This is a genomic window from Candidatus Nitrospira nitrificans (assembly GCF_001458775.1).
GTDB lineage: Bacteria > Nitrospirota > Nitrospiria > Nitrospirales > Nitrospiraceae > Nitrospira_D > Nitrospira_D nitrificans.
Window position 1 is genome coordinate 121574 of sequence record NZ_CZPZ01000036.1, and the last position, 21195, is coordinate 142768.

General features: G+C 54.6%; 19 protein-coding genes. 8 read left to right on the forward strand and 11 right to left on the reverse strand.

Going from position 1 to position 21195, the window contains the following annotated elements:
* The first annotated feature begins 32 nt into the window (after positions 1-32).
* The 8 genes from thiE (at position 33) to COMA2_RS19510 (ending at position 8733) form a co-directional block, all read left to right on the forward strand.
* Complete coding sequence (gene thiE, locus COMA2_RS19475) at positions 33-659, forward strand: thiamine phosphate synthase (RefSeq protein ID WP_090902515.1); 627 nt, start codon at positions 33-35, stop codon at positions 657-659.
* Between the two features lie 138 nt (positions 660-797).
* Positions 798-2567, forward strand: a complete 1770-nt coding sequence (gene arc / locus COMA2_RS19480; RefSeq protein WP_090902518.1) for a proteasome ATPase — start codon at positions 798-800, stop codon at positions 2565-2567.
* Between the two features lie 7 nt (positions 2568-2574).
* Positions 2575-4074, forward strand: a complete 1500-nt coding sequence (dop, locus tag COMA2_RS19485; protein WP_090902521.1) for a depupylase/deamidase Dop — start codon at positions 2575-2577, stop codon at positions 4072-4074.
* Between the two features lie 330 nt (positions 4075-4404).
* Positions 4405-5220 (forward strand): proteasome subunit beta, encoded by an 816-nt coding sequence (gene prcB, locus COMA2_RS19490; RefSeq protein WP_090902524.1) that lies wholly within the window; start codon positions 4405-4407, stop codon positions 5218-5220.
* A gap of 2 nt (positions 5221-5222) precedes the next feature.
* Entirely contained in the window at positions 5223-5909 is a 687-nt protein-coding gene (prcA, locus tag COMA2_RS19495) for a proteasome subunit alpha (protein WP_090902527.1), read from the forward strand.
* A gap of 90 nt (positions 5910-5999) precedes the next feature.
* Positions 6000-7376 (forward strand): Pup--protein ligase, encoded by a 1377-nt coding sequence (gene pafA / locus COMA2_RS19500; RefSeq protein WP_090902530.1) that lies wholly within the window; start codon positions 6000-6002, stop codon positions 7374-7376.
* Entirely contained in the window at positions 7373-8368 is a 996-nt protein-coding gene (locus COMA2_RS20980; RefSeq protein ID WP_090902533.1) for a M23 family metallopeptidase, read from the forward strand. The genes pafA and COMA2_RS20980 overlap by 4 nt, the downstream gene beginning before the upstream one ends.
* 101 nt (positions 8369-8469) lie before the next feature.
* Positions 8470-8733 carry a hypothetical protein gene (locus COMA2_RS19510; RefSeq protein ID WP_090902535.1) on the forward strand — a complete coding sequence of 88 codons (264 nt, stop codon included), beginning with the start codon at positions 8470-8472 and terminating at the stop codon, positions 8731-8733.
* 244 nt (positions 8734-8977) lie between these two features.
* On the opposite strand, the gene COMA2_RS19515 is transcribed toward COMA2_RS19510, so the two are convergent.
* The 11 genes from COMA2_RS19515 to thiL form a co-directional block, all read right to left on the reverse strand.
* Entirely contained in the window at positions 8978-13057 is a 4080-nt protein-coding gene (locus tag COMA2_RS19515) for a hypothetical protein (protein ID WP_090902538.1), read from the reverse strand.
* Positions 13054-13713, reverse strand: coding sequence for a hypothetical protein (locus tag COMA2_RS19520; protein ID WP_090902540.1), 660 nt, complete (start codon positions 13711-13713; stop codon positions 13054-13056). The genes COMA2_RS19515 and COMA2_RS19520 overlap by 4 nt, the downstream gene beginning before the upstream one ends.
* 682 nt (positions 13714-14395) lie before the next feature.
* Positions 14396-14596, reverse strand: a complete 201-nt coding sequence (locus COMA2_RS19525) for a helix-turn-helix transcriptional regulator (RefSeq protein WP_090902543.1) — start codon at positions 14594-14596, stop codon at positions 14396-14398.
* The gene (locus COMA2_RS20985; RefSeq protein ID WP_175304743.1) at positions 14545-14904 is read right to left on the reverse strand and encodes a HipA domain-containing protein; all 360 of its coding nucleotides are present in this window, start codon (positions 14902-14904) and stop codon (positions 14545-14547) included. The genes COMA2_RS19525 and COMA2_RS20985 overlap by 52 nt, the downstream gene beginning before the upstream one ends.
* On the reverse strand, positions 14895-15416 hold the full coding sequence (locus tag COMA2_RS20990; RefSeq protein WP_139077531.1) for a HipA domain-containing protein: 522 nt from the start codon (positions 15414-15416) through the stop codon (positions 14895-14897). Before COMA2_RS20990 ends, COMA2_RS20985 begins: the two co-directional genes overlap by 10 nt.
* A gap of 283 nt (positions 15417-15699) precedes the next feature.
* A complete protein-coding gene (locus COMA2_RS19545; protein ID WP_090902556.1) occupies positions 15700-16965 on the reverse strand; it encodes an ammonia-forming cytochrome c nitrite reductase subunit c552 in 1266 nt (421 codons plus the stop codon).
* Between the two features lie 186 nt (positions 16966-17151).
* Positions 17152-17469, reverse strand: coding sequence for a hypothetical protein (locus COMA2_RS19550; RefSeq protein WP_090902559.1), 318 nt, complete (start codon positions 17467-17469; stop codon positions 17152-17154).
* 56 nt (positions 17470-17525) lie between these two features.
* Positions 17526-17897, reverse strand: coding sequence for a hypothetical protein (locus COMA2_RS19555; protein WP_090902561.1), 372 nt, complete (start codon positions 17895-17897; stop codon positions 17526-17528).
* Positions 17898-18201: 304 nt separating this feature from the next.
* A complete protein-coding gene (locus tag COMA2_RS19560; RefSeq protein ID WP_090902563.1) occupies positions 18202-19620 on the reverse strand; it encodes an HD domain-containing protein in 1419 nt (472 codons plus the stop codon).
* Between the two features lie 14 nt (positions 19621-19634).
* Entirely contained in the window at positions 19635-20147 is a 513-nt protein-coding gene (locus COMA2_RS19565; protein WP_090902566.1) for a DUF2062 domain-containing protein, read from the reverse strand.
* On the reverse strand, positions 20147-21190 hold the full coding sequence (gene thiL / locus COMA2_RS19570; RefSeq protein WP_090902569.1) for a thiamine-phosphate kinase: 1044 nt from the start codon (positions 21188-21190) through the stop codon (positions 20147-20149). Before thiL ends, COMA2_RS19565 begins: the two co-directional genes overlap by 1 nt.
* Positions 21191-21195 lie beyond the last annotated feature (5 nt).

The following is a 21195-nucleotide window of genomic DNA, read 5'->3' on the forward strand; positions in this document are numbered from 1 at the left end:
CCCTGACGCCTTACCCGTAACTGTCTTCGAGCATGCCGCCGGTACACTTTCGTCTGCTTCTTGTTACTGATCGCCACCTGGTCCGAGGACGTTCCCTCTCAACGGTACTCAGTCAAGCGATCATGGCTGGCGTGCCGTCTATTCAACTTCGAGAGCGGGATTTGCCTACGGGCGAATTGCTTCAGCTGGCACAGGAGATCCGGTCGATCACGACCTCGTACGCCGTTCCCTTGATCCTCAACGATCGTGTCGATCTCGTGCTGGCGCTGAACTTGGTGGGCGTGCACCTTCGTGCCAACAGTCTTCCGGTCTCCGTGGTCCGGCGGCTCATTGGGCCCGATCGATTGATCGGAATTTCCACGCATTCTGTTGAAGATGTTCGACGAGCGAATCATGACGGAGCCGACTACGTCATCTTCGGGCCTATTTTCGATACTCCGTCAAAGCGTTCATTCGGCGCTCCGCTCGGGCTCGATCTGCTGACCGATGCCTGCCGTCGATCCTCCATCCCCGTGTTTGCCATTGGCGGGATCACACGCGAACGAGTGCGTGACGTTCGTCATGCCGGCGCTCATGGAGTTGCCGTGAGCGGAGCGTTGCTGACTCGCGATGACATCGGCGAAGCGGTTCGAGAGCTCGCACATGCTCTGGAGACGTGAGATGCCATGGCACGGCGAGGACGAGTCTCGCGCGAGATCGTCCGTTGCTGTTGACCACCCCTAGGTCGGGTGTTAGAATCCGACCACAAGCTCATTCACGCACTCAGTGGCGTTGTGCGCGATGCCTGTTGTGGTGAAATGACGTCTAGCAAAGGTCAGCCCGGTCGACTCCGGTCCCTCCGAGATTCCGTTAAGAAGATGACGAAGCGGTTGTCCGAGGGGAATGAGGAGATGATTCACAAGAACGACGAACATGCGCGCGAGCTCGACAAGCTTCGCGTTCAGATTCAGTCGATGGAAGAAGAAATCCGTCGGCTCTATCAGTCCCGCCATCAACTCGATCAGGCGACCAAACACAACGAAAAACTTGTGGCGACGCTGCAGGATGCGAAAGCTCAGATCGAGGCGCTGCGGGCCGAGGTCGAGAAGCTGACAGCGCCTCCGTCGGCCTACGCGATCTTCTCAAGCCTGAACGAGGATGGAACGGGCAACGTGTATGTGTCGGGACGAAAAATGAAGGTCAGTCTTCATCCCTCGATTAAGCGCGACGAGTTAGGGAAGGGGCGGGAAGTTGTTCTAAATGAAGCGCTCAACGTGATCGAGGTGAAGGGGTTCGACAGCCAAGGAGAGGTCGTTCGGCTCAAAGACGTGTTGGAGGGAGGACGGGCCTTGGTCACCCTGCATTTTGACGAAGAGAAGGTGGCTGAGCTCGGCGATCCATTGCTCGCTGAACGACTGAGTGTGGGGGACCATCTCCTCTATGATCCCCGTTCCGGGTATGTCATCGAGAAGTTGCCGAAGTCCGAAGCGGAAGAGCTGGTGCTGGAAGAAGTTCCGGATGTCGACTATGAGCATATCGGTGGTCTTCAGAAGGAATTGGAACAGGTCCGTGACGCGGTCGAACTTCCGTTCCTGCATCCCCACGTATTCTCCGAATACAAGCTCAGCGCGCCGAAAGGAGTGCTGCTCTATGGCCCACCCGGTTGCGGGAAGACGCTGATCGCCAAAGCCGTCGCCAATTCAATCGCGAAGAAATTAGGCCATCGGGCAGGAAAGGAAATACGGAGCTACTTTCTTCATGTGAAGGGTCCTGAATTGCTCAATAAGTATGTCGGGGAGTCGGAGCGTCAGGTGCGTGAAGTCTTTAAGAAGGCGAAGGAACGGGCCGATGACGGCCATCCGGTGATCGTCTTTTTTGATGAGATGGATGCGCTCTTCAGGACTCGTGGGACCGGTATATCCTCGGATATCGAATCGACCATTGTCCCGCAGTTTCTCTCTGAGATCGACGGGGTCGAGCGGTTGCGCAACGTCATCGTCATCGGGGCCAGCAACCGCCAGGATTTGATCGATCCGGCCGTGCTTCGCGCCGGACGATTGGACGTCAAAGTCAAAGTGGGACGACCGGATGCCACCGCTGCCAAGGACATTTTCTCGAAGTACATCTCAACCGATCTCCCCTTTGCCGCTGAGGACCTGGAACGACACGGAGGCGATCGACAGGCGCTCGTGGATCGATTGACGGCGTTGACGGTCGAGACGATGTACGCAGCCAGTGAGGAAAACAAGTTCATCGAAGTCACCTACGCCAACGGCGAAAAGGAAGTCCTGTACTTCAAGGACTTCGCCAGCGGAGCTTTGATCGAAGGCATCGTCTCGCGCGCCAAAAAGTTTGCCGTGAAGCGCGTGATCGCGCAAGAAGGCACCGGCCTGCGCTCGGACGACTTGATCCGCGCCATCCGTGAGGAGTTCAAGGAACACGAAGATCTCCCCAATACGACCAATCCGGACGATTGGGCAAAAGTCGCCGGAAAGAAGGGCGAGAAAATCATCCATCTCCGGACCATCAGCGGCGGACCTGCCGAACATCGGCAGATTGAAACCGTCAATACCGGTCACTATCTCTAGCAATCTTATGCCTGACCATACCTCCACGAATCGCTTGCGTGTGCTTGGCACTGAAACCGAGTTCGGCATCGCGGCAAAAGATCCGTCCGCGATGGACCCTGTGTCAGGCTCCTTCGCCGTCATCGGACAGTATCCAGGATTGCCGGCTCCGGCGGCGCTGTGGGATTACGAGCACGAAAATCCACTCGTGGATGCCCGAGGTTTTGAAGTCGAAGGCGAGCGAGAACGCCCCAATCCTGACTACAACCGGCAGTTGAACAAGGTGCTGGCGAACGGCGGACGGCTCTATGTCGATGGAGCTCATCCGGAATACTCGACGCCGGAGTGTTCAAATGCCCGGGAGGTGGTGGCATTCGAACGAGTCGGAGAACGTATTCTCGCCCAATGCCTTCAGGAATTGGCTCGGGTGAGAGGAAGCGAACAGTACATCCTCTACAAGAACAATTCCGACGGCAAGGGCAACAGTTACGGATACCATGAAAATTATTTGGTCTCGAGAGCCGTGCCGTTCGACCGGATCGTTCGGGTGCTGACGCCGTTTTTTGTCACACGACCGATCTTTGCCGGAGCCGGAAAAGTTGGGGCTGAAAATCAGACCAGCCCGGCGGAATATCAAATCTCGCAGCGCGCCGACTTTTTTGAATGTCTCATGGACCTCAATACGATGGTCAAACGGCCGATCGTCAATACGCGGGACGAACCGCATGCCGATGCGGCGAGGTTTCGGAGGCTCCATGTCATCACGGGCGATGCCAATATGGCGGAACTCTCCACCTATTTGAAGGTGGGAACGTTGGACATTGTCTTGGACTTGCTGGAATCAGGAGCCGATCTGCCACAGCTTGAACTGGACGAGCCGGTTCGCGTGTTCAAGCAGGTGTCGCGCGACCTGGAGGTGAAGGAAACCCTGAAACTTACCGGTGGAAGGCCCACCACGGCTCTTGCCGTCCAGCGGGCGTACCTGAGCGCCGCCAAGACTTTTTATGCCTCGCAGGCTCACAGCCCGACCACTCAGGATGTATTGCGTCGTTGGGAGGATGTCCTAAACCAGCTCGATCGCGATCCGCGGCTGTTGGTGAACGCATTGGATTGGGTCGCCAAGCGGCATATGATCGAGTCCTACATGGAGCGTAAAGGCGTCGGATGGGATGATCCCCGAATGAAGCTGATGGATCTCCAGTACCATGATGTTCGTCCGGACAAGGGATTGTTTTATACCCTGGAACGCAGCCGCCTCATCGAACGGATCGTTGAGGAAGAAGAGATTCAGCGCGCTGAATTGCACCCTCCGACCGGCACAAGGGCCTACTTCCGTGGGCGCTGTGTCAGTAAGTTTTCAAAGGCGCTGTATGGGGCCAGTTGGACCTCGGTGCTGTTCGACGTCGGCAATACGACGATCAAAAAAGTGCCGCTGATGGATCCTCATCGAGGGACGCAGGCATTGACGCAGGAGTTGCTGGACACAACCGATTCGGTCGATGCCCTGATCGAAAAGCTCAAGGTGTGACGAAATGGTGATTCTAAGAAACTACGGAAAAACCCAGTTCATGCCAAAAATACGGCCGGCAGTTTCATTCGAGGCTAATACCAGAATAACTTCAGTATGCTCAAAAGGGCTGCTGTTCTCACCCGCCCCGCCCCGGCGCGTCCGCTTCGCCCGCTCAGCGAGGCGAGCTCGCCTCACGCCTGCGTCGACGCTCGGCGCGGCGAAGCCGAGGGCAAAGACGCACCTCTCCGCAGGCAAGGCCGCTGAGCGACGCGACTTGCCTCACGAAGCTGCTTCGGCAAGGCGGGGAAGGCTGCAGGCGGACTTTTTCAGCATCCCGCTAAGACCACGATGAAGCTGCCCTATCTCCCCGACCACGACGGCTCCAGTTTTTTTGACTTCGTCTCGACACATCATCCCGAGTTGGCGTTACGAAGCCCCGGCATGGCGCCCGTTTCAGACCAGGTGCGCGCCGTGGGGCCGGTCGCTGTGCCTTCCGCCACGACCGTGCTGGCGCTCAAGTATCAGCAAGGGGTTGTGATTGCCGGAGATCGCCGAGCCACGGAAGGGTTTCAGATCGCGGATCGTCGGATTGAAAAGGTCTTCAAGATCGACGGCTGGTCGGCCATGGCGATCGCGGGAGCGGCTGGTCCTTGCATCGAGATGGCCAAGCTATTTCAGACCGAATTGGAACATTACGAAAAACTGGAAGGCATGCCGCTCTCCTGTGAAGGAAAGGCCAATAAGCTGGGTCAGATGGTCAAGGCCAATCTTCCAATGGTGTTTCAAGGACTGGTCGTCATGCCATTGTACGTCGGATATGACGAGAACCGCGGCGAGGGCCGCATCTTCAAGTACGATATCACCGGCGGGAGGTATGAAGAGTCCGATTACCATGCGATCGGTTCCGGGGGGAAAGATGCGCGGAACACCATGCGTGAACATTTTCAACGGCAACTCTCCGAGGGGGACGCGATTAGATTGGCCTTGCTGGCGCTCTACAATGCTGCGGATGACGATGTGGGCACCGGCGGACCCGATCTCGTACGGGGCATTTATCCCACGGCGAAGGTCGTGACGGCTCAAGGCATCGCCGATGTATCCGACGACACCCTGCGTGCCGTGTGCAATGATGTGATGGCCGCACGCCGTTCACGGGAGACGTAATCATGCCGATGCCCTATTACGTGTCCCCTGAACAGATGATGCAGGATAAGGCGGAGTATGCCAAGAAGGGGATTGCCAAAGGTCGCTCGATCATCGTGATGGAGTATGTCGACGGCATTCTGTTGACGGCGGATAATCCGAGCGCCTCGCTGCACAAGGTATCGGAAATCTACGATAACATCGCGTTTGCGGGAGCGGGCAAGTATAGCGAGTTTGAGAACCTTCGAAAGGCGGGTATCCGTCACGCTGACCTCAAAGGGTTCATGTACAGCCGCGAAGACGTCACGGCCCGCTCTCTGGCGAACGGGTATTCTCAAAGCCTGGGGACGGTATTCAGTCAGGAAATGAAGCCGCTGGAGGTGGAGATTCTTGTGGTGCAGGCCGGTACCAACACTCACCCGAATGAAATCTACCGTATTTCGTTCGACGGCAGCATCATCGACGAGAAGAACTTTGCGGTGATCGGTGGAAAGTCTGAGGCGGTGCAAGCCATCTTGAAGGAAAAAAGTCCTAGTCAGGCACCGCCCTTGGACGCCGCGTTAAAGCTGTGCGTCATGGCATTGGAGCAGACAGCCAATCAAAAGCTGCAGCCGGAAGGGTTGGAAGTCGCGGTCTTGGACCGAACCCGTGCCGGTCGAAAGTTTCGCCGGTTATCGATCACCGACACTCGACCCATCCTCTCTCCCTGACCTCTGCTTTTCGTAGAGGCATCCTTGGTTGAAGATCCGCAAAGCGGCGTATACTCTGTCTAAAGGCCATTCATGATGTCTGGCGGTCCTATGAAGCAACGGATTTACGGGCTTGAGAACGAATACGGCCTCATTTTCTCCCCGAATGGCCGTATCTATCTTCCCATGGAAAAAGTCCTGGGGTACATCTTTGAAGGACTGATTCCGAACAGCTGGCCCTCGAACGCCTTCTTGGTCAACGGCGCGCGGTTCTATCAAGACACCGGCTGTCATCCCGAATACTCGACTCCGGAGTGCGACAATATCGTGGACCTCGTGGTCCACGATAAAGCGGGGGAGCGATTGTTGGAAGCCTGTTTGCCGGCTGCGGAGGAACGGCTTCGAGAGGAAGGGTTGTCCGGGGAAATCTATATTTTTAAGAACAACACGGATTCTCTGGGAAATACCTACGGCTGCCACGAGAACTTCCTCATGCGGCGTGACGTCGATTTTTGGAAAGTCACTGAACAATTGATTCCGTTTTTCGTGACGCGGCAGGTGTTCAGCGGGGCCGGAAAAGTATTAAAAGTATCCGGAAAGCCGCAGTATTTCATCTCGCAGCGCGCGCAACATATTCACGAGAAGACCTCCTCGTCGACGACGTCGTCGCGAAGCATCATCAATACCCGCGACGAGCCCCATTCGGACGCCGAACGCTATCGGCGCCTCCATATCATCGTCGGGGATTCCAACATGTCCGAGTACGCGACGTACCTCAAGGTGGGGACGGCTGCGCTCGTCTTGTCGATGATCGAAGATGGGTATACGGTGCATGGGTTGGAACTCGAGGATCCCGTCAAGGCGATCCGCGAGGTTTCGCGGGATCCGACGTTGAAGAAAAAGGTGAAACTCGACGACGGCCGGCAGATGACCGCCATTGAAATTCAACTGGCCTATCTCAAGCGGGCCAAGGAGTACCTGAATCAACAGGCGCACGAACCCATCCTCGACGATGTGTGGGGCAAATGGGAACGGATGCTTGAGCAGCTGGAGGAAGATCCGATGCAACTCGTCCATCAGGTCGATTGGGTCACGAAGAAACATTTGATCCAATCCTATGTGGACAAAAAGAATTGCGGGTGGGACGACCCAAGGGTGTTCCTCCTGGATTTGCAGTTCCATGACGTGAAGCGGACAAGAGGGTTGTATTATCTAATGGAGTCTCGCGGGCTCATCGAACGAGTCGTCGAGGAGGAGGCGGTCCAGCGCGCGATGTCCACCCCACCGCAAACGACCAGGGCCAAGGTCCGCGGGGATTTCATTCGATTCGCGCGGGCCAAGAACCGATCCTATACCGTCGATTGGACGTATCTGAAACTGAACGGGTATTGGGAAGAAACCATTCTCTGCATGGATCCCTTCAGCGCGGTGAATCGACGGGTCGAAGAATTGATTTCCCAAGTGTCCGGAGGAAAGTTCTACCGATGAAGTCGTCTTGGGATCTGCTACCTTCACGGCGCGCCCGCCCGGTTCAGTGCTTACTTGGGCTCGCTCTGTTGATCGCCGGTTGTCTCCCGGTCGATCTCTGTGCCGGATCTTTACCGGTCGGTCAAGGTGCTCATGGCCACTATACCGGCAAACAGGGCGACATTATCGTCGTCAAAGTCCCGGTTGATGATCCAGCCACCGGCGTACAGGGGAAATTCCTGGGACGCTCCATCAGCTTCTTCTCGGACATGCGACTCGACGAGCCGAAAGGATTTGTCGGATTGCTCGGGATTGATCTGCAGGACGAGCCTGGGACTCATGAACTGACCGTCGAACTGAAGACGGGCGAGCACAGTCGTACGCTGACCTACAGCGTATCGGTCGCCAAGGGAAGGTTTCATGTCGAGCATCTGACGCTGCCCAAAGACAAGGTCGATCTTGACGACAAGAGTGTGGTGCGTTGGAAAGCCGAGCAGGAGCAGGTGAAAACAGGACTGGCCGGCGATTCACCGACAAGGATATGGCAGCCTGGTTTCGTGGAGCCGGTGAACGGCAAGCGGACGGGGATCTTCGGCAGTGTCAGAGTCATGAACGGGCAGCCGCGGAATCCGCACAACGGAGAAGACATTGGAGCTCCGTTCGGAACCGATGTGCTGGCGACGAATGACGGGGTGGTGCGCCTCACCGTCGACCATATTTTCTCCGGGAAAGGTCTGTTTCTGGACCACGGCTTGGGGTTCTACTCGATGTATTTTCATCTATCCGAAGTGCTGGTCAAGGACGGCGATCAGGTGAAAGCCGGGCAGATCGTCGGGAAGGTGGGAGCGACGGGTCGCGCCACCGGTCCGCATCTCCATTGGGGGGTGAAACTCAACGGCGCGCGCGTGAATCCGTATGCGCTGCTGGATCTTCCATTCAAAGGCGCGGTACAGTCGGCAGCTCCAGTGTCCGTCACCCAACCTGCTTCCGGCGCGGGTTCGCCGGCTCCCTAGTTTCAATCGGGTTTAGTTCTCGCCCTTAGTAGGATTTCCGATTGACCTCGTTCCATCCCAAGCATACTCTTTGTCTGACTTCGAAATATGAGACCTCCGGCATGAGAATCTTCCTGTTCCTCTGCTCGGCGCTCTGTCTTCTGCTCGCCGCGCACCGGTTTTCCATTGCCGAGCCGTCCGGGCAGTACAAGGGAGCCTTATTCTTTCTCCTCATCGGCATCCAACTGCTGATCACCGCGGCGCTCATTTCCGACCATCGAGAAAGCCGGACGCCCAAGTCGCCAATGGCGACAGAAAAGGAAGACCGCGAAGAAGCCGAGCCAAGTGTTGATAAGACCTCAGTGGAACAAGAGAAGAAGTCTTGAGAGGATAGCGAGCTCCCTAGGCTTGCCGATTGATGTTTCAAAACTCGACGTTGCGCGGGGCCAAACAAACGTATCCGACCACTTAAAGTTAAGGCATGAAAGCAACATAAACGAGGGCACGACAAGGATGGCGATACATGTATAATCATGCAGGAGAATTCCTTTTCTGTTTCTCCTGGCCTGGGGCTCTCAGTCATATCTCATTTTTGTGCGTCCTCATTGTAGGATGCACCGTGGAGTCGGATTATTTGGCATTGGGATCTTTTGGGTTTGCCGCGTCGCCGATGAACATGATCGCTTGCTCATATCGGTCCAACGCGCGATTGCGATCGGCCAATATGTCCATAACCTGCTCTCCTACAATCCTGTGCACTGCAGAGACCGCATCTTTTATAGCTTGTGCCGAGGCATCGGGAGGATTTATTTCTTTAATGCGTGCCGAGAGCATCTTCTCAAGACGGGAAAGAGCGCGTACATCCTTGATGATGGCCTGACCTCGATCCTGGTCCGCTTTGTCTTTTAGTGCCGAAGCGGATTTATCCCATTCCAGAATTTCCGCTTCCAGGGCCTTATGTAAGGAAGTATAAAAACCGGAATCCTTTTTGATGCCGTCTACCGCATCCCATGCGGCAATGATGCTCGCTTGAAGTTCACTTTTTTTGTCCTTGGTATGCAGGCGTTCGAGCTTGGCCTGGATTTCGTTCGTATGGGTTGCATACGCGTCTTGATGCTTTTCCAACACTTTCTGCAAAGTTGGTGAATCTTTACTGTTTTCGGAATACTCCTCTGGGCTAGAAGCGTTCTGCAATTTTTTGGCGAGATCAATTGGTACCTTGGTCCCTAAACTGAACAGGGCAAGATTCTTGGCCGATTTCCAGATTTGTTCGGTATTGCCATAATATTGCTTCACATACCAATTGCCGACGTCGTCCTTGACCAGCGCCTGGTTGGTCAAGCCGGCTCCAGACACGCGCACGCGGTTGATGTTTTGCCAATACTGCTTATCCAAGTCGGACGTCAGTACTTGATCTTGTTTCACCGCAGGATTCAGAATATCCCGCAGCTCTGAAGAAAACGGAAGATTACGGAGTCCTTGTTTGAGCAACATGTTGTCCCATGCTAAATTGGGATCCTCTTGTAACGACGTCGAGGGGAAGCTGGTTCGCAGATAGGCGGAGGAAGGCCGGATATAGATCATGCCCGCTCGATGGCGATAAGCATTCTCGAGTGCTTCCGTCGCCTTCTTCTCCTCGGGAGAATCCTTCCCGAATCGCTCCAAGACCTCCATTTGTCGATGGCGCAGGAGGGCTATCACAGCATCCATGACTTCCCTCGGGCTTTTGTAGTCCTTAGGGTCCAGCGGCGGCATGGCAGGAGGAGGCATATAGGACGATAAGACCGTTTGAGCCGTCCGACTCGATTCGGTATGTTGTTTCTCTAACAGGGACCGTATCAACGAATATATGGTTTCCGGTGAGACAAAGTGGGTACTCTCGTTGGCTTTCTTAAAGCTATCAGCATCCTTGAGGACATCTGCCTGTACGGATGCAATCTCCGTCCTGGCGGTTTCTAATTGAGCGATTTTGTCAGGAAGTTTCGAGATCTGATCAGCCTCTGCGGTCAACGCCGCAATCTTTTCCTCAATGCTTCGAAGCTCCCCAGCGTGTGCATCCTGTTCATTTTTATAGTCTGCAATCTGCTTGCGTCGTTTGTCCTCCAATGACTGGATATGCGTGATGAACTCGTCCAATAGTGTGGATCGTTTCTCGGGTGTGGTGCCCTTGGGAGTCCTGTACTTCGTGAAGTCGTTTAAAGCGTCCTGAGATTTGACATAGCTGATCGCTGTATCAAATTTGTCACGTTTCTCGATCTCAGGCGAGGTAGTGAGATTACGAGCAGCGGTCAGTTTGTTCTCCAACGATTCACTATCGCTTGCAAGGAACTTATCAAGTGTACTCTGCTGGTCTCCCCAGTCTGTCTTCCATCCAACTTTTACCACTTCGTTCACGTGATACAACAAGACCTGATGCATCGTTTCCACTGGAGTGAATTGATCCTTATAATTGGCAATCTTGATCTTGATGGCATCCAACTTGTGCGTAGCGGTGTTTTGCTGCTCAGCGAGCCTACGTCGTTGCTCCGCAACGGTTGGCTTTCTCGCGTTTGCATCATCGAGTACCGTCTGAGCGGCTTGTTTGTCATGTTCCAGCTCGGTTAGAAGATCCGTCAATACTTTCGCTGGGTCCGGTGAGTAGATGGATTTCGCCGCAGTCACTTCAGCTACCACCTTCTTCTGGCCTTGCTCACGATAGCGGTCTCGTTCACGCAACTCATTAGCTGAAAACAAGATCGAGTTACCAATAGCTTGCAAAACGCGAACATACCGTCTTGTCATGGCTTTAGGCACATGCGGTTGACCGAATAAAGTGCTTTTTTCGTAACCATCCATGAATTCATCACCGAGCAGTCCTCGTAGGATGCCTTTACCTCCTCCAACAATAAGGCCATCGCTTCCGGGCGGTGAAGCCAAGCCCTCATGGTTGGCTAAGAAGAGTATTTTTTGTGCGAATTCCACTAAACTTTCGAGAAGCTGCTTTTGTTCATTGATATCCGCACCATTCCCCGCGCCGTTATGCAACTGTAGGTACCTCTCCGTTAGCGTGTGCAAGCCATCGGATAATCGTCCACGTCCAAATCCATTTGCCAAATCCCGGTTCACTTCCTCCACGACTTGAAAAACGGATCCCGGTCCAGACACTTCACTTCCTTCTATAAAACTATTGAGAAGCCCTAGCCGCACTATTCGTTTGGGATTAGCCGTATTAATTCCTTCGATCAACTTCTGGGCAACACTGTTCTTCGGAGCGGCATGTTTCTCCAAGCTGTCAAGGGTCAAAAGAAAAAGTGCCGTGTCCGAAGGCGTGCTGGATAGCGCTTGTTTCAAGATCGTCTCGAAGTGCGCGGAATTCTTTGTTACATTCTCTGTTGTCCATGCTATTCCCTTCGAATCACCGTCACATAGTCGTTTCCATTCACGCAGTAACGTATCCTCTAGTACCGAACAGGTGCCGTTGTCGCTTAAACGAGCTAAGGCTGATGCAATGAGACGCGGATTGGTAATTTTCATCACCAACTGAATCACCTTTTCTTTGAGGGCGTGATATCGGCCTGTCTCTTCCCGTTCCAAGCGTTCAATCCGCACCAGTAATCCCAAGCCTTCCTCCCATAGTTCGCGAGTTGCTTGTCGCACATCCCAATAGGCATCGGCTAGCTCCTTGGTTCTCTCATTCAGTTGACGGCAGGCTTCTTCGCCACGAGTGCCATCCACACACAATTTTCGGGTCTCCTTAGTAAGCTGCGTATCTTCATTTCCTTCACCCAAAAGCTTCCATACGGCTCGAAACGGCAACTTCTGATCATAAAGTTGATCTTTGGCGTTCTGTTTGTAGAATTGTGATCCCTTCCATTGATCAATGAGGTCAGGTTCTATTCCGCTCTTAAATTTGTATTTTGCTTTTCCTCCGTCACTCTCCTGACCCGCTTGGGCAAGCTTTTGGAACGCATCCATCAATCTTCCCACTCGTCGTATGGGGTCACCCGGCGTTTCCGCGGGAGGAACGAGCAGGTCTTTTTCATAGGCTTCCAACAGATCTTGAAGAAGAGGGGTAGTATCGAGGTCCTTTTTCTGTTTCAGACCTTTTGAGATAGAGGCAAATATCTTTTGATCGCGCTCCTTATTTAAATCATAGATTTTCGCTGCCCGACGCAATTGTTCCACTGCCTCTCTTAACTTTCTGCCATAGGGATCAAAATCTGGTGAATCTACATCTTCGTATAAGCTTAAGATTATATTTACGCTACGAGCATAGGGATTTTCAAAATGCGCTTGGCATGTCGGCGGCGGACCTTCGCGGACTTCTGTAATCCACTTCCATATTTTCTGAAGTGCCGGTTGAGGTTCAACCTCAGGTATGTAATCTTCTGCTGACGATACATACTGAGATCTGTACCAACTCTTGACTCTTTTGTCTCTATCTACGCATTTCTTAATGGTATCTTTGTCGTTGTCCTTGTCTTTGTCTTCTGCATAAGGCATCCCATTAGTGTGGGGCCATTCCAAAATGTCTCTTAACTGAAGCAACATCGGTTTGGCTGCAGTCGCCAAGGCCACCAATTGATGGAGTTGCACTTCTTCTTCGTTGACCAGCGCACCCTTATAGACATCGACATCTACAGTCAAGACTGCGCAGCCGACGAATAGGCCTCCGAGAAGAACTGTGACTCCTAGCCTTTTGACACCGTTCAATGTACGAGACGGATTCATGGCTTGGCTCCTTCTGTCGCCGAGAATTGCTCTTTCGCCGCCTCCAGCTGTGCCTCAATCAGTCGCTTTTCCGCTCGCACCTTCGTGATGGCTTCAAAGAGCAGTCCATTCAATGCTCGGCTGTCTTGATCGATCTTGGCTTGGCTGACGGCGCCCAAGGCTTCGTCCATGGCCTTGAAAAAATCCTCGGGATCGGAGCCCATTAGAATGACCAGACGATGATCCTTGGGCACTTCTCGAAACCCCTCCGGGCCGAATTGCATGAGGCGGCGTCCAATGGTCAGCCTAGATAATTGATCGCCTTCAGCCCTAGTCATGACAATCTTGCCGTCCTTTTTGCTAATCTCCACTGAACTTCCCAATGAGTCGATCAACTCGGCTGGAACCCAACCGGAACCGAAGCGCATCCAGCTGATAATACTGGCTTGCCCCCGTACCCGGACGCGATAGAGCGCCGGAGGAACTTGTTCCTGGGGATCGAACGAGCCGAGGTAGTACACCTGTTCGATGTCATGAGCAGGGATGATGGCCCCAACTCCCGTTCCGATCACCGCGCCCAGTGCCGCGTTTTGCGGGACGGAATTACAACCCGTGAGTAGACTCACGGCCAGTGGCAAGAACAACCAACAAGGGTTAAGGCGAAATGGTGTAGGCATTGTATGTCCTCTGTAAAATCCGAGCACACCATGCAAACTTTCTGAGACGGAACTGTATTTGTGGTAAGGAAATGTGCCGGGAAGTATTGTTATTTGTACTTGATTGAATGAACATTGAGCACTGCAGTTTCTTCCCCAGATACTTCGTTCAGTGAGCTCACTCAGCAAGGAACGGACCCAACGGAGATCAGATAAATAATGGGAATTTCTCAGAAATTGTGAGGTCGGGACGGAAGAGGATCGCCTTGAGCTGAATCGTTTTCGATTCGGGGCGTATCTGAATGGATTCATGGCTTCCTCGCGAAACCACTGGTCTCTTCAAGATGCCCCGCAGTCCTGAACCATCAGCGCTCTTCGAGGAACAGACGGTGCTCAATCGTGACGGGGATGGTAGCGCCGAAAAAAAGACAAAGATATGACTCGTAGGTTTGGGGGGATTCGGACCTATGATATAGGTAAATTAGGCCCTACATATAAATAGAGTCCATTGGAGCGACCATGATGGTTCAGCCCACGCGAAAGATACCATCCTTGAGGATTATGCCGGACCGTCAGATCTTGAATGTGAGAACGCAGTGTCTTGCGGCGGCAGGACTGCGTTGAGTTGAGCACGATGCGTCGCAACGCCAAAACTTAAGGGGTCGGATACCTTTATTTGGCCGTGCAGCGTGTAATCTCGACCTTAGGCCATCCCCAGGCAGCGGAGAATTTTCAGCGCGGATTCCAACGTAATGGTCGTCCGTTGCTGCTCGAAGGCATTGACCGTCGGCCCGCTGACTCCAGCTAGGACGGCCAACTTCTTCTGGCTCAGTTTCTGTTCCTTGCGGCGTCTTACCGCTTCTTCGACAAGGCCTTGCCAATCAAGGCGAAAGTTCCGTTCCATCGCGTTTCCATGTGGGTGAGAATTTCATCTCTTAACGCCTTGCTCCCGATCCTGCTTTTTGCCATGGCCTGCTTGCGTCTTTCGAGCTGGTCAGTGGCCATAGCCATGGCTTCCGTGGACAAACCGAACTCTTGTCCTAACCGGATCAGCGTTTGCGGCTTTAAGTTGCCTATGGGAAGGTTGGCGGCACCGTCGATCGACAAGGCGATCGTCTTGTAGCCATACAAGGACACCGATATGGCGTCGTAAGCGGGCGATAACCGCAAGCCGGCATCGGTACAAAACATGGCGAAGTTCTTCAGATGCATATCGGTATTGCCGAGCAGGAGTCCGGCGAGGATGCGCAGGTAGAGTCGATAAATTTCAGCGGGCAGGCAACGCGGATAAAGTCGGCCATGCTTTTGTGACTCTCCCCATATTTTGCTTCGGAGGGATAGCCCAGCAACTGATTAAATTCCTCGAAATGGACCCGATGTCCGTCCGCCGTCCGGTCAAAACGCTTGATGATGAGGGCCTGCTCCATAAAGCCCTCAATTCGTCCCATGTGCAGATCAACGATATTGTCGCCTGGCAAGAATGCCTTAAGCGCCATTGTGGTCAGGTATTCATTGGTAGTCAGGTCTTCATGCCGCGGCGAGGGAAATTTTCCGATATGTGTGCTCAGTTCCTTCTCACGCGCCGGACGGAATTTGCCGTCCTGCTCGATCAGAGTCAGCTTGGGCTGGATACCTGAGAGCGATGCCCTTCCGGCCATGACTGGCATGTCCATGGCGTTGTCCGGATGGACGGTGCCGCGCTCCTGCGGTTCCGGATCGATCACGGAGACGGCTCCGGCGCAGTCCTGGCCGAAGGCGAGCAGCAGTTCAAAGCGGGAGACGCGCCGCTTTGAACTGCAAACGCGTCTGCGCTTTTTCCAGCCAGCCTTCGGCTACCAGGTTGTCAAAGAACGGCGGCAGGCCGGACTCCGATATGAAGGGACTCTTTCTGAAGAGGGAGGCTATGTGCGATCGACGGCAGGCCGGATGACAGGTATTTATTAACCGATTGGTAAACAATAGCTTGCCAGGCCAGATGAACGGACATTGTTCGGAGCGCCGGGTTTTTCAACCGTGATCCGGTACAGCACAGGCAAGACGGGAGTCGCGTACGGCTTGGTCGAAAGCTTCCGTGAGGTTGCCGGTTAAGGGCGCCGCTCGTTCATAGACGGTAAAGTTGTAAGGGTCCTTCGCGGTGAGACCATATTTGTCGATGAGCATCTGGTGTTGCCGTTCCGTTTGGATGTGGTAGCGGACCTTCGCGATTAATTTGAGCCCGGCGTTCTCCTTCGGCACTTGATACTCGAACGTATAGCCCCGGCTGGCCAACGGCATGAGCCGATTGTCGTGGAGTTCGATGATCGCCGGTTGCCACATGATCCATCGCCCCATCGTATCCGACTGCTGTTCCAAGACCTTGCCGTTCTGATCTTCAACCGCAAACTCGACCGTGAAGTGACGATCGGGATCTCCCGTGGGGAGTTTATGCCCCGCGCCCGCATTGATCAGAGTCAGTGTGATCCGGACCTTGTCGCCTGGTTTGGGTTCGGCCGGGGCGGCCGCCACCTTCACGTCGATTGCCCGCTTGACCATCGCGGGGTCGTGTCCACCCCGCCAGAGATGCTGCCGTCCCTGGCGAACCGGCCCGCCGACGGCGACCGGCCGCTCGATCTCGGGCATGTGGCAGCTTTGGCAGATGAAACCCCGTTCCTTCCTCCAATATCCGTCCTCGAATTCAGGATAGGTGCCGCAAGGCCCTCCATTATAAAACTGCGCCGGTCCGCCCACGACGCTATGACAGCGATAACAGAGTTGGGTGGTACGAAACATGGGATCGTACTTCGTTGGATGTGGAGCTTTCGCGTCCTCAAATGGTCCCAGGATCATACCATCCCGCACGTGGCAGGCCGCGCAGGTGACGCCTTCCCGCTGATACTCCGAGTCGTAGTGCGGATTCGTTTCTTGGACGGCACGTTCGACTCGGTCGCGCGGAATGTCCTTGATCAAAGTCGGTTGTTGATTCTCAAGCGGTGAATGACAATTGAGACAGACCCATGTGTGTTTATCCTTCGTCCAATAGGCATGGAAAAATGGATCGTTGTAAGCCTGGGCGTGGATGCTGGTCTTCCATTCGTTGTAGATGTCGGTATGACAGGCTCCGCAGACCTCGGCCTTGAGGCTCGTCAGACCTTCAGGAACTTTTTGGTGGGGAATGGCGTGGGCATAGTCAGAACGGAGCCCGAATATGACGACCGGTTTCACTTCCGTGTAATACAGGTACGTGAGACCGCCCAACACGGCGAGTCCGATCAGAACTCTCTTCAACCACCTCATCGATCGCTCCGTGCCGTGCTCCGAAGATCATCAGCTCAGGATACATGCTTCTGTCAGCCCTGGGCTCTCGTGATTACTCCGTCATCATACTGAACCGCTTCCCGTTCTCTCAACTCTCATCTACTCATCGTCGTCGGTCGGTATGTATCGGGATTGATCACGGAGGAAGGATGCTAGGCGGCTCGCTCAATACACCATGGCTGGGCGTTTGCCGTTGACGATCAACAGCAGCCGTTTAAATTGTAACGGCTTGTCGGGATCACGCGTGTAGTGGGTGGGATCTTCTGAAACTTCGATGTCGCTCAGCGGCATCGACAGCTTCTGCCGAATGTGAGGAATGTTGGTTTCCAACTCCAGATCCACGAGTCGCTCGCCGCAGCCTGTCACGATCGTATTGACATCTCGTTGGTCATCAAACTGCACCGTGATCCGCTCTTCTGGGTTGATCCATGGCGTGATGAGGGCCGCCTTTTCTGCACGGCTCATGGCGGAAACATTACCCATGGCCCTCATCATACTTCCATTTGTTCCTGCGATGTTACTCGGGTATTCCCGAGCAATTAATTCGGCGAGATGCCCATTCCCCCCATCAACGGCATCAAGCTTTCTTCCCCCGGTCCTTTCCCCTGCTTCGATGCAGCACTGATTTCTTCAAAAAGCTGACCGGCCTCGGGGCTCAATTGTTTTAACTTTTCTCCAAGTTGTCCGGACGTCAGGCCTTGTTGAATCTCGACATCCGAGATTTTTCCCTCTTTGAGGCCCTGTTGAAGGATCTGTGCGAGGGACCGCACCTTTGCCAGGACGTCGGGCGACATGCCGTTCAGAATACGGGCCGCGTCCTGCTGACCACCTCCAAGTTGAGCATGGACTGTAATAGCTTCGGAAAGCAAAAACCCACAGAGAGCGATCATCAGCTTGCCGGTCAAACCCATATAGCCACCTCCATGTTGACACTCTCAATCGAGCCTCAGATCAACTCGTCCAATGCAGGATGCTTGCCCAGCTCCAGTAGAAGGGAAAAGGCCTTGTCATGAAAAGAGGAACAAGAATCTCAAGCGCGCAGGGAGTATGAGCACATACGGCCTGAGGAAATGGAGAACTTCTGTGACCACTTGCCTAAGTTCAACATGTTCTATCACCTGAAATTGATAGTGAGATGGAAGTCCGAGAGGAAGTGGACGAAACGGTGTCTTCGGCCTGCAGGATTGTTCAAAAATGGGACTTAGCCGCGATTGGTCAGTAATTGGATTCGAGGCTGGTCGGGGTTTTATTGAGGACAGTCGCGGCAGCTTGCGAGAGAGCGGCGTCGTGGTGGTGGTCGGGAGAATAGATTCGAAACTGGATGAGTCTTGTGGGCAGAAGATCTAAGCATTCTTCCAGCGGCTCGGTCGAAACCTGACCGGTTCCGGGGTCGTACACGTAGAGAGGATTTCCACGGCGGTCTTTGGGGTCGGGCCGTGGGTCCAACAGGGCCATGTCCACGCGAAACGGCAGCCGCCTCAAGCCGGACGGCAGCTCTTTGGTAATTTGCTGCTCAAAATGCCGCTGGCTGGGAAATGCCATGCCGCGTTCCTGTCCTTTTTCTTTCAACGTCGTGCTGTAGGCCATTTTCCATTTGATATCTCGGCCCAAGATCCGTGCCCACTCCTGTCCTAACTGCCGGCGGGCTTTGTGGCGGGACTGGGTCCATCCTCGGACTTCTTCCAAGAGCGACCAATCGGTCAGGGTGCGATACCGATCCATATTCTTACGCGGATCCATGGGAGAGAGCAGCTGCATCGTCTGGCCGAAGATGTCCCGCAGATGGATGTCGATCGCCCTGGTGGTGCGATGGAAGTAGACGTTGGAGTAGAGGTACATCCTGGTGTTCAGGAACATTTGGAGGGATGGAAGTCCTGTCTTGTGAATGGTGAATCCTTTTTCTGTCACGATCGTGTAATGAATCAACCGTGTCAGATCGACCGGGCCGACCGCCACGCCGCACATATACGAGTCCCTCAAGACATAGTCCAGATTATCTCCGGTGTAACTTCCGGAGATCACGGGCTGCAGCATGTTCAACCATCGAGGGAGGCGGGAATTATCCTTGCCTTTTTCCTTGAGGATCAAATGAGCGATTTGGTCCGGATTCAGTTCTTCCCCTTTCGCAAAGGGGCCGGACGGACTTCGGCGGATTTTCCTGATGAGGGGAGCCAAATGTTCCCGGATGATGATCTGGCCCAGCCGTTCATGGGTGAGGCCATGGGCATGGAGAAAATTGTCGTCGAAGAAATGGCAAAACGGTCCGTGTCCGATGTCGTGGACCAAGGCTGTGACACGTAGAAACTCTTCGACGAAATTTGGAGAGGGCACATCCTTCACGACTTTCTTCAGGAATGGGTACAGGTGTCGCGCAAACTGCCCCGCGACGTGCATCGTTCCAAGTGAATGCACGAACCGGGTATGTTCCGCGGAGGGATAGACCCAGCGAGCACTCTGTAGTTGGTAGATGGCCCGCAGCCGCTGAACCCAGGGCGAGTCGATCAGGTCTTTCTCGGTGTGTTCATGCGGATCAGGCTGGGCATAGGGGACGGTGAAGGTGACGTATTTGTGGATGGGATCGGCGATGAGCGCCGAGCCGTCATATGGAGCGTTCAGTCGGTCTGCTGATTCCATGGTCAATGGGCATCTTAGCCCACCCCGTTGGAGGGCGGCAACGGCTCGGTCGTGGATTTGGTGGGGGCACGATATTTTTGGAAAAACATGTAGGCGGCCGGATAGGATAACAGGGCTCCAAGCACACTGAGAACAAGTCCTCCGAGCATGAAGGGAACAGCGTAGGGAAGGACTTGCTGATAGATGCCGCTGAAACTCATATCCTGCCAGTCGAAGGTCGGTTGATCCGTACGTCCGAGTAAAAGCGCGCCGGTCCAGTAGGTTGCGCCTAAGATCGGAATGACCGTCCAGGGATTATTGACCAAAGCACCGGTGAGCAAGGCCAAGAAATTGAGCCCGAATAGCCAGGTGCACAGCACCACCAACGCGGTATGCAGGCCATAGGCCGGGGAAAACGCGATGAAGACGCCCAGCGCGAAGGCCAACGCGGTGCGTTGTGGTGACTCCTGTAAATGGAGGACTTGGCGCAAGAGTGCCCGGAATGATCGACTCCGCTGAGAGGAGGGCTGGTGACTGGTGTCGGCCATCAACGGAAATGCTCGTAACTTGTGGCCGGCAGAGGCTGTGTCCGACCGTCGGCCGTCATCTGAATCCCGAATCGTTGCGCGCGAATCGTTCCGATACGGGTTATGCGATAGCCGCATGATCGTGCTTGCCGCTCCATCTTCTCACGGTTGAGCGGCGGCGTGGTGAACAGAAGCTCATAGTCTTCACCGCCGGTGAGCGCGAGTCGAATCGGCGAGACTCCCATCGCCCGGGCATAGCCTCGGCAGGCCGGTGAAATCGGAATCTGATCGAGTTCTACCTCCGCGCCGACTCGGCTCTCTTCGCACAGACGGTAAAGATCTCCGGAGAGGCCGTCGGACAGATCGATGGCGGCGGAGGCGAATCGTTTCTCGTTGAGCCACCGGCCTTCGGCGACCCTCGCGGTCGGGAGAAAGTGGCGGCGGAGCAGAAACGCTCGATGAGCGCGTGAGAACACGGATTTTCTTTTGCTTGACGGGCCTGAGCCTGTGTGGCCCATCGAGAGCGTGAGGCCTGCGAGGGAGTCTCCGAGCGTTCCCGAAACGTAAATGAGATCTCCCGCTTTGGCGCCGTGTCGAAACAGGGCCCGGCGCTTGTTCGTCGCGCCGACCAGCGTGATGCTGAGAAAAAGTCCGGTCTTGGACGCCGAGGTATCCCCACCGACGAGTGCCACGCCATACGGGCGGCAGGCCTTCATCAAGCCGGTGTAGAGTTTGTGGATGTGCGACCGCGTCCATGTTTTCGGGATGGCGAGTGAGATGAGGAGATAACGGGGGACGGCTCCCATGGCGGCAATATCGCTGAGGTTGGCCATGGCTGCCCGGTATCCGACGGACTCAGGGGTCGCTGACTTCATGTCAAAATGAATGCCTTCGGCAAGCAAGTCCGTCGTGAGGTGCCACCACGTGGGCGAGGAGGTCGCAATCACGGCGGCGTCGTCGCCGATGCCTTGGACGAGCCCTGGCGCGCGCCGGGAAAACCGACGATCGAGCGTTCGGATGAGCGAAAATTCTCGAAGGGGAGGGCTGGCCTGACGGCGGGCCACGCTGT

What these genes read in the sequence shown, in the direction of transcription:
- thiE (WP_090902515.1), top strand. Translation starts at nt 33, where the DNA reads ATGCCGCCGGTACACTTTCGTCTGCTTCTTGTTACTGATCGCCACCTG.
- arc (WP_090902518.1), top strand. Translation starts at nt 798, where the DNA reads ATGACGTCTAGCAAAGGTCAGCCCGGTCGACTCCGGTCCCTCCGAGAT.
- dop (WP_090902521.1), top strand. Translation starts at nt 2,575, where the DNA reads ATGCCTGACCATACCTCCACGAATCGCTTGCGTGTGCTTGGCACTGAA.
- prcB (WP_090902524.1), top strand. Translation starts at nt 4,405, where the DNA reads ATGAAGCTGCCCTATCTCCCCGACCACGACGGCTCCAGTTTTTTTGAC.
- prcA (WP_090902527.1), top strand. Translation starts at nt 5,223, where the DNA reads ATGCCGATGCCCTATTACGTGTCCCCTGAACAGATGATGCAGGATAAG.
- pafA (WP_090902530.1), top strand. Translation starts at nt 6,000, where the DNA reads ATGAAGCAACGGATTTACGGGCTTGAGAACGAATACGGCCTCATTTTC.
- COMA2_RS20980 (WP_090902533.1), top strand. Translation starts at nt 7,373, where the DNA reads ATGAAGTCGTCTTGGGATCTGCTACCTTCACGGCGCGCCCGCCCGGTT.
- COMA2_RS19510 (WP_090902535.1), top strand. Translation starts at nt 8,470, where the DNA reads ATGAGAATCTTCCTGTTCCTCTGCTCGGCGCTCTGTCTTCTGCTCGCC.
- COMA2_RS19515 (WP_090902538.1), bottom strand. Translation starts at nt 13,057, where the DNA reads ATGAATCCGTCTCGTACATTGAACGGTGTCAAAAGGCTAGGAGTCACA.
- COMA2_RS19520 (WP_090902540.1), bottom strand. Translation starts at nt 13,713, where the DNA reads ATGCCTACACCATTTCGCCTTAACCCTTGTTGGTTGTTCTTGCCACTG.
- COMA2_RS19525 (WP_090902543.1), bottom strand. Translation starts at nt 14,596, where the DNA reads ATGGAACGGAACTTTCGCCTTGATTGGCAAGGCCTTGTCGAAGAAGCG.
- COMA2_RS20985 (WP_175304743.1), bottom strand. Translation starts at nt 14,904, where the DNA reads ATGCATCTGAAGAACTTCGCCATGTTTTGTACCGATGCCGGCTTGCGG.
- COMA2_RS19545 (WP_090902556.1), bottom strand. Translation starts at nt 16,965, where the DNA reads ATGAGGTGGTTGAAGAGAGTTCTGATCGGACTCGCCGTGTTGGGCGGT.
- COMA2_RS19550 (WP_090902559.1), bottom strand. Translation starts at nt 17,469, where the DNA reads ATGGGTAATGTTTCCGCCATGAGCCGTGCAGAAAAGGCGGCCCTCATC.
- COMA2_RS19555 (WP_090902561.1), bottom strand. Translation starts at nt 17,897, where the DNA reads ATGGGTTTGACCGGCAAGCTGATGATCGCTCTCTGTGGGTTTTTGCTT.
- COMA2_RS19560 (WP_090902563.1), bottom strand. Translation starts at nt 19,620, where the DNA reads ATGGAATCAGCAGACCGACTGAACGCTCCATATGACGGCTCGGCGCTC.
- COMA2_RS19565 (WP_090902566.1), bottom strand. Translation starts at nt 20,147, where the DNA reads ATGGCCGACACCAGTCACCAGCCCTCCTCTCAGCGGAGTCGATCATTC.